Origin of the sequence: Silvibacterium bohemicum (genome assembly GCF_001006305.1) — a bacterium.
In the GTDB taxonomy this organism is placed as follows: Bacteria; Acidobacteriota; Terriglobia; order Terriglobales; family Acidobacteriaceae; genus Silvibacterium; species Silvibacterium bohemicum.
The window spans coordinates 101,416-108,583 of record NZ_LBHJ01000018.1 but is presented as its reverse complement, the minus strand read 5'-3'; the positions used below and the strand labels follow the sequence as shown (position 1 = coordinate 108,583).

General features: G+C 52.4%; 7 protein-coding genes. All 7 read left to right on the top strand.

What is annotated here, in order from left to right; all coding sequences use genetic code 11:
* Window positions 1–146: 146 nt before the first annotated feature.
* Window positions 147–908: a Crp/Fnr family transcriptional regulator gene (locus XX99_RS21610; RefSeq protein ID WP_050061501.1), complete on the top strand. Its 762-nt coding sequence runs from the start codon at window positions 147–149 to the stop codon at window positions 906–908.
* A 241-nt stretch (window positions 909–1,149) separates the two neighbouring features.
* Window positions 1,150–1,809 carry a response regulator gene (locus tag XX99_RS21605; protein ID WP_050061500.1) on the top strand — a complete coding sequence of 220 codons (660 nt, stop codon included), beginning with the start codon at window positions 1,150–1,152 and terminating at the stop codon, window positions 1,807–1,809.
* A 36-nt stretch (window positions 1,810–1,845) separates the two neighbouring features.
* Window positions 1,846–2,301, top strand: coding sequence for a hypothetical protein (locus XX99_RS21600; protein WP_050061499.1), 456 nt, complete (start codon window positions 1,846–1,848; stop codon window positions 2,299–2,301).
* Between the two features lie 170 nt (window positions 2,302–2,471).
* On the top strand, window positions 2,472–3,188 hold the full coding sequence (locus tag XX99_RS21595) for a lipid-binding SYLF domain-containing protein (RefSeq protein ID WP_082125818.1): 717 nt from the start codon (window positions 2,472–2,474) through the stop codon (window positions 3,186–3,188).
* A gap of 74 nt (window positions 3,189–3,262) precedes the next feature.
* Complete coding sequence (locus tag XX99_RS28505; protein ID WP_050061497.1) at window positions 3,263–3,454, top strand: Thivi_2564 family membrane protein; 192 nt, start codon at window positions 3,263–3,265, stop codon at window positions 3,452–3,454.
* A gap of 571 nt (window positions 3,455–4,025) precedes the next feature.
* Window positions 4,026–4,295 carry a hypothetical protein gene (locus XX99_RS27465; protein WP_156186138.1) on the top strand — a complete coding sequence of 90 codons (270 nt, stop codon included), beginning with the start codon at window positions 4,026–4,028 and terminating at the stop codon, window positions 4,293–4,295.
* A gap of 737 nt (window positions 4,296–5,032) precedes the next feature.
* The gene (locus XX99_RS21580; RefSeq protein ID WP_231581550.1) at window positions 5,033–7,168 is read left to right on the top strand and encodes a glycosyltransferase family 4 protein; all 2,136 of its coding nucleotides are present in this window, start codon (window positions 5,033–5,035) and stop codon (window positions 7,166–7,168) included.

Sequence of the window (7,168 nt, the reverse complement as noted above, 5' to 3'; positions counted from 1 at the left end):
CCTCCGCCCTCTTCAGGGTAAGTTCTCTGCCAAAAACTAACTCTCAATTTGGTACTGTTTTCGCCAGGCCCATCACCGATGTATCTTCAACGCCGGAGCCAGCGGCGTATCCTTTACGAAGACGTCAGAGCCAGCACGAGATCGGAATGAGGGCCCCAATAGTGAACGACCAGCAGCGCGCGTTTGATCTCGAAGAATTTCTCGCAAGTTCCGGGCTGGGACGAAGAATCGTCCAGTTGAAGACCAAAGATGTTTTCTTTTCGCAGGGAAGCTTAGCGGATTCCATTTTTTACCTCCAGAAAGGCCGGGCAAAGCTAGCGGTTGTTTCGGCTGCGGGGAAAGAGGCCACCATTACCCTCCTTTCGAGCGGAGACTTCATTGGAGAAGAATCAATCGCGGGAGTGATGGGCCGGCGTTTGGCAACGGCCACGGCGATGAGTTCCTGCACCGCTCTCAAAATAGAACGAGGAGAGATGGTCCGCGTCATGCACGAGGAGCATGCGTTTTCCGACTTGTTCCTCAAGTTTCTTCTCGCCCGGAGCATGCGCACTCAGGCCGATCTGGTCGATCAGCTCTTCAACTCCAGTGAAAAACGTCTAGCGAGAATCCTCCTGTTGATGGCGGAATTCGGGAAGCCGGGAGAGCCGGAGACCATGATCCCTAAGATCACTCAGGAAGCCCTGGCAGAGATGATCGGGACCACGAGATCCCGCGTCAGCTTCTTCATGAATCGTTTTCGCAAGCTTGGCTTTATCGATTACAACGGTCGAATCCATGTGCATAAGTCGTTGCTCAATGTGATACTGCACGATCAGCTAACCAAACCAAACGCCACTACCCCTTCACTCAATAATGTTCCGCGGAAGAATAGCAAGGCCAAGCCAGGCCGGCCCGCGCGTCAGGATTGACGGCGATACGTGAGATTCTACTCCTCCCTCGCTCGGCCTTGATCCCATTCAGGAGCCGTCCTCATCAGAATGGCTACAACTATGTGCTGGAGATCAGCGAGGAACGAACAGACTTCTTTCTTTATCGTGCCTCGGCCAGGAGCATAAAAATCACCGCAGTGGTCAAAAGTGAACAGATCGTAGTTTGAGATAGTGCGAATCTTCGCCTGGTGGAACTTTGATGCACCGTCGGAGGAAATCGATGTCTATCAAAAAGTCTGAACTTCTGATTGTCGACGACGATCCTGCACTCCGGACGACCTTAAAGGCGGTTCTTCGCGAATCGGGATATGAAGTCCGTTCGGCAGAAGATGGATTCTCTGCGTTGAGTGAGTTGCGCAACGGAATTCCAGACATTATTCTCTCCGACCTCAATATGGCAGGCATGTCCGGTTTCGAACTTCTCTCCGTGATTCGTCGCCGCTTTCCCGCGGTCCAGACCATCGCCATGAGCGGTGCTTATTCGGGAAAGGGAATCCCGCCCGGCGTCGCCGCCGATGCTTTCTATGAGAAGGGCAGCGACCTCGCCTCATTGCTGCGAATTATCGATGGTATGAGCCAACCGAAGCGCGCTCAGACGCCCCACCAGAACGGCGCTTTGACTCCCATCTGGATTTCGCACAACGGCCAGGATCATGCCGGAAAGCCACACCTGATCATCACATGCCCCGACTGCCTTAGGACGTTTCCGGGAGAAGTTGGCGAAATTATCTTGCCGGTACACGAGACGAACTGCGTCTACTGCCATAGTGTGATTCACTATGCAATCGTCCAACCTAACGAGCCTGCCTTTGCGCAATCATTCCAGCGGAAACCGGGCTCTGGTATACCAGCCGCCATAGGCCTTCCGGACCTTAACTAAGTCAACGGATCTTGGTCTGCACAAGAAAGGTTCCCTATGCGAGACATCACAGAACATACAGTCCTATCACGCGTTACGGTGAAACTCCCTAATAACCTCACGGTAGAGACGGAAGACTTCCTCGAAGGCTGGAGTTTCTTGAGGTCCGGGGATCTTCATTGGGTCGACAAAGAAATTCAAAAGTGCGGTTGGCACTTCATCTGGATAGCAGATTCGTCGCAACGGGGCGGAGTAGGACAGACGGAGCAGGCTGCGATTGCTGCGGCACTCAAGCTTGCGCTTCGTCGCGTGAGCCCTCATTTTAATGCTGCTAATGTCGACACTATCGAGCTAGTCCAATATCCCTGGTTCTTCATCGCCAAAGTGAGGGTTTATCCTTACCAGATTCAACAGGACGTGGTTCTGCTCACGTCGGAAAAAGACATGCCTCCCTCTATCACTCCCGTTGAGGCAATCTCCGAGACAGATGCTCTCGTTGTAGGCGCTGCCTAGATTCTCTCCTGGTTGATTCGAGTGAGCTATTTTGCTCAGTTATTTTTTAGAAACGTTGGAACAATGATGCTGGAGAAGAGTCCGTCGTTGGCTCCCTCATGGTTCTGAGCTAAGTCAGCCCATCTGACATATGTCCCTTCTTAGCTCTACATATTTCACGAGGACAACCTATGAAAATGAGACCACTCTTGTTAGCTGGCCTGTTTGTGCTTTCGAATGGACTTCTCTGGGCCGGCACAGGGCATGAGGACTCGATCGAGCGCCTGCGGATGTCGTCGAGCGTACTCCACTCCATCATCGAGGCTCCAGACAGGGGTATTCCTGAAGAAGTATTGAGCAGCGCGAAGTGCATCGTGATCGTTCCGCACCTGGTGAAGGGTGGATTCATCATCGGCGGCGAGCACGGCCGAGGAATCGCAACATGCCGGACCGCCACTGGCTGGAGTGCTCCAGCATTTATCTCCGTCGGTGGAGGAAGTTGGGGATTACAGATCGGCGTGGAAGGCGTTGACCTCGTCATGCTGATCATGAACGACCATGGTTTCCAACACTTACTCTCCAGCAAATTCCAGATTGGAGGAGATGCGTCTGCCTCCGCAGGTCCAGTGGGACGTCATGCATCTGCCGATACAGACTGGAAAATGAACAGCGAGATCCTTACTTACTCGCGATCCAAGGGGCTATTCGCGGGGATCACGTTGGATGGCGCCGTGGTGGAACAAGATAATGACTCTACACAGGCAATCTATGGTCGCGACCGCTCCTTCCGAGCCATTCTTTCCGGAAGAATCGCCGCGCCGCGGTCGACTATCGCTTTTATGAATGCCGTTGCCGCAACAGGCCGGGCGAGCGCGATCGCCGAAGCCAATCCTGGAACCGGCAAATAACCCTACACCAGACTCCGCTGATCGAAGTCTATGCAGGATTTCGGTCAGCTGGGAGCCCGAAAGTGAAAGATAAGATGCCGCTCATACAATTGGTTCTCACACTCATTGTCGTAGGGGTTTTGTTATGGCTGGTCAATCATTTCATCCCGATGCAATCGAGCATTAAATCTATTCTAAACGGGGTCGTGGTCATTGTCGTTGTGCTTTGGATTGCAAACCTCTTCGGCCTCTTCGCGCCCCTTTCAAGACTTCATGTGGGTCGATGAAGTCTTGCTGAAACGACGGACGATCAGGGTAGCCTAAGAGAGTCACTACATTTTAGAGGAGCATCGAAATGGACGCGTTTCGTTTCATCTTCTCAATCAAACTGCCGATCCGGCTTATGCGAGCCAACGTCTTCGCCCGAAGCTTCTCGGAGGGAAAATCCAGGAAACCCGAATCTCCTACTTCCCTATCGGGCGGGTCCATGAATGAACTGCCGTGCCGCTTCATCAGCCATCCAACAAAGAATGGCCTGCGCTTTGTCTGTACGCGAGTGGTCCTTATGGAAAGTTACCCAGGCTTCTCTCTGCCGGTAGATCCCTGCGCCCCTTAAGAACTTCCCCAAAGAAGATCTCCTGTGCGCAAGCGCCGGCTAATCGCGTGGCAAGTGCTTGATCTTCTCCGATCTTGCAGGTTCTAAGTATAGCTCCATGTTCTTCAACATCTGCCGCACGCGGGTCATTTGCGGAGTATACTTAAGAAGTAACCTGGATATATATTCCTCGCCTCAAGCCTTCCGCACTCCGCACCAGACGAGCATCTCTCAAGTACGCAACTAGCTACTGGAGTCATCGTATGAGCTTAATCAAAAAATCAGATGTAAAAAATCATCTGCGGACCGGAGCAACCGGAAAGCTACTGCCTTTCAGGCAGCGAAGCCAGCCAGATGCAACAGGATATTCGAACGACAGAATTCGCGACTCCGAAACTACTGCTCCAATTATGAGTGCTTCCACCGGCGGACAATCATCTGTTACGCCTGGGTGCGATATCAATTCTGGTGGTACTGCCATTGGCAGCGACCTGCTCGCCAACACGTTCACAATTAAAGCGCCCCGGCCGTGATGCCGCATGTGATTTTTCTACGAAGCGCATGCGCGCTCCCAAACGATTTCAATCTGACACAAAAGCAGTTCAGCAACACATGGACATATGTCGATGCAACTTCAGCGATGATGGACGTAAAAGTTCGACGCTCAGGATGGAATTTTCTCTGGCTCAAGGACGCTTATTCGCGTCTAGCTTTCGGCCAAACTGAGACGACAGCTGTCACGAAAGCTCTGTCCCGCGCTCTCAAAGAAATCGACAGTGGCTTCAATGCCGCAGATTTCGACGAGCTAAAAGTCTCGAGATATCCAGGCATTCGGATAGCTCGAGTTACCCTGCATGCCCGCCATATACAGCAGGAAGCTCTACTTAGCCCGATAAAGTGTGCGGCGGTTCGACATCTAGCCGTGGAATAACCAGCGCCGCTCTTTGCGTAAGCCCGAGCCTAAAATACGTTTCTTGGCTTGCTTTGAAGTTTGCATAAATCTCAGCGGGTAATACCCAGAAAGCGTGGACCCATTTCTCTATCCGAGGGGATTCACAGCTACCAACAACATCAACAACTAGCGTCGAGCGCTTCCCTACTTCCCCTGCCTACACGCATCGCCTTCATTGGAAATTATCTACCCAGGCAATGCGGGATTGCTACGTTCACCACGGACTTATGCAATGCGGTAGCAGCCGAATACGGAAGCGGCAGGCTTTTCGCAATCCCTGTCAATGATCCCGAGTCCAGCTATGAATATCCCGAGAGGGTGCGCATCGAACTGATGCAGGAAGACATCACCTCCTACAAGCGAGCCGCTGATTTTCTTAATTTCAATGGGAACGATTTAGTTTGCCTTCAACATGAATACGGCATCTTCGGCGGCGAAGCTGGCAGCCACATATTAACTCTCCTTCGCAACTTGAAGATGCCGTTGGTGACGACGCTTCACACCGTTTTACGTGATCCGAATTTCGAACAGCGCGAAGTTCTCGATGAGCTTGCGCAGTTGTCCGATCGTTTAATCGTGATGAGCCAGTATGCTGCGGATCTTCTGCGCAATGTGTACAGCGTTCCAGGTGAAAGAATCGATGTTATTCCACATGGCGTACCAGATCTTCCATTCACGGATCCGAATTACTTCAAAGATATATTTGGCTGCGAGGGAAAGTCTGTTTTACTCACCTTCGGATTGTTATCGCCAAACAAGGGCATCGAAAATGTGATTCGAGGTCTCCCGGCCATCCTGTCCAGGCACCAGGATCTGGTGTATATCATTTCCGGAGCGACGCACCCCCACATTCGCCGGCGCGAAGGAGAGCGATACAGAGACGAACTGCAGGCCCTAGCCTCCGAATATGGTGTCTCCTCGCACGTAATCTTCAACAATCGTTTCGTGAGTGCAGAAGAACTGATCGAGCAGGTTGGCGCTGCTGATATTTACATCACGCCATATCGCCAGGAGGCACAAGTTGTCTCGGGCACCCTCGCCATCGCACTTAGCGCAGGCAAGGCGATTATCTCCACACCATACTGGCATGCTAAAGAGCTTCTTGCGGACGCGCGAGGTGTTCTCGTTCCATTCGACGACCCTCAATCCATAGCGCAGGCAGCCAACAGCTTATTGGAGAATGATGCCGAGCGTCATGCCATGCGGAAGCGCGCATATCTTCATTCGCGCGGCACAACATGGCAAAAGACAGCTCAGGCGTACATGGCAAGCTTCCAGAGAGCACGCACGGAACGCATAGCGCGGCCGCGCGCGCCCTTGCAATACATTTTTGCCACGAAGGAGACGGATCTCTTGCCGGAGTTCGATACCACTCACTTGGTAAGCATGACGGACGACACCGGCATCCTACAGCACTCTATCTTCACCGTGCCTAATTCTCTCGAAGGCTATACGACAGACGACAATGCACGCGCGCTCATCGTCTCTGTTTTGCTTAATGGACCTTTACCTGGCAATCGCGATACACACGCTCTGCTGTCGCGCCGGTATTTAGCCTTCCTTTGGCTTGCCTTTCACGAGAAAAAAGTCAGGTTTAGAAACTTTCTTGGCTATAACCGGGAATGGCACGAGGAAGTGGGCTCGGAAGATAGCCATGGTCGCGCGTTGTGGGCGATAGGAACAGTGCTCGGCCGCTCGGACGATCCGGGACTGAGAGGTGCTGCAGGAAGGCTCTTTGAGGCCGCCATGCCGGCAACTTTGACCTTCTCCAGTCCTCGCGCTTGGGCATTTTCCGTACTTGGGATGCAAGCGTATCTGGACTGGTTTCCCGGCGACAGGGTTGTTCAGGGAGCTAGGGATCTACTTGCTAACAAGTTACTGGACATCTATGAGCGAACGCACTCGGATGGTTGGCAATGGTTTGAGGAGAGCTTGTCATATTCGAATGCAAGACTGTCACAAGCGCTACTGGTTGCGGGATTGAGTAGCGGGAACCGCAGAATGATTGACGTTGGATATGAATCCCTCAACTGGCTTGTCGCCGCCCAGCATCCCAAGGATGAAGATATCTTTGTTCCGGTAGGCTCCATGGGCTTCTTTTCACAGAGCCGGGAGAAGGCCCGCTTTGATCAGCAACCTGTCGAAGCATGCGCGACAATCTCCGCTTGTCTCCAGGCATACCAGATGACGGAAGACAAGGCTTGGCTCGAAGAGGCTTGGTGCGCTTTCCGTTGGTTTCTCGGGGAGAACGATCTTCAAGTGTCGCTTTATGACAACTCTACTGGAGGTTGCCGCGATGGACTCCACCCTGACCGCGTAAACGAAAATCAGGGTGCCGAATCCACACTTTCGTTCCTGATGGCCTTAATAGATATGCAGAAGACAGAAACACCAACCGTCAAAGAAGTAAAACAAGAAATGAGTGTCGGTCTTGAACCCAATTATGCTTCCTGA

Excerpts from the sequence above, each read along its gene's own strand:
- XX99_RS21610 (WP_050061501.1), top strand. The coding sequence starts at position 147 with ATGAGGGCCCCAATAGTGAACGACCAGCAGCGCGCGTTTGATCTCGAA.
- XX99_RS21605 (WP_050061500.1), top strand. The coding sequence starts at position 1,150 with ATGTCTATCAAAAAGTCTGAACTTCTGATTGTCGACGACGATCCTGCA.
- XX99_RS21600 (WP_050061499.1), top strand. The coding sequence starts at position 1,846 with ATGCGAGACATCACAGAACATACAGTCCTATCACGCGTTACGGTGAAA.
- XX99_RS21595 (WP_082125818.1), top strand. The coding sequence starts at position 2,472 with ATGAAAATGAGACCACTCTTGTTAGCTGGCCTGTTTGTGCTTTCGAAT.
- XX99_RS28505 (WP_050061497.1), top strand. The coding sequence starts at position 3,263 with ATGCCGCTCATACAATTGGTTCTCACACTCATTGTCGTAGGGGTTTTG.
- XX99_RS27465 (WP_156186138.1), top strand. The coding sequence starts at position 4,026 with ATGAGCTTAATCAAAAAATCAGATGTAAAAAATCATCTGCGGACCGGA.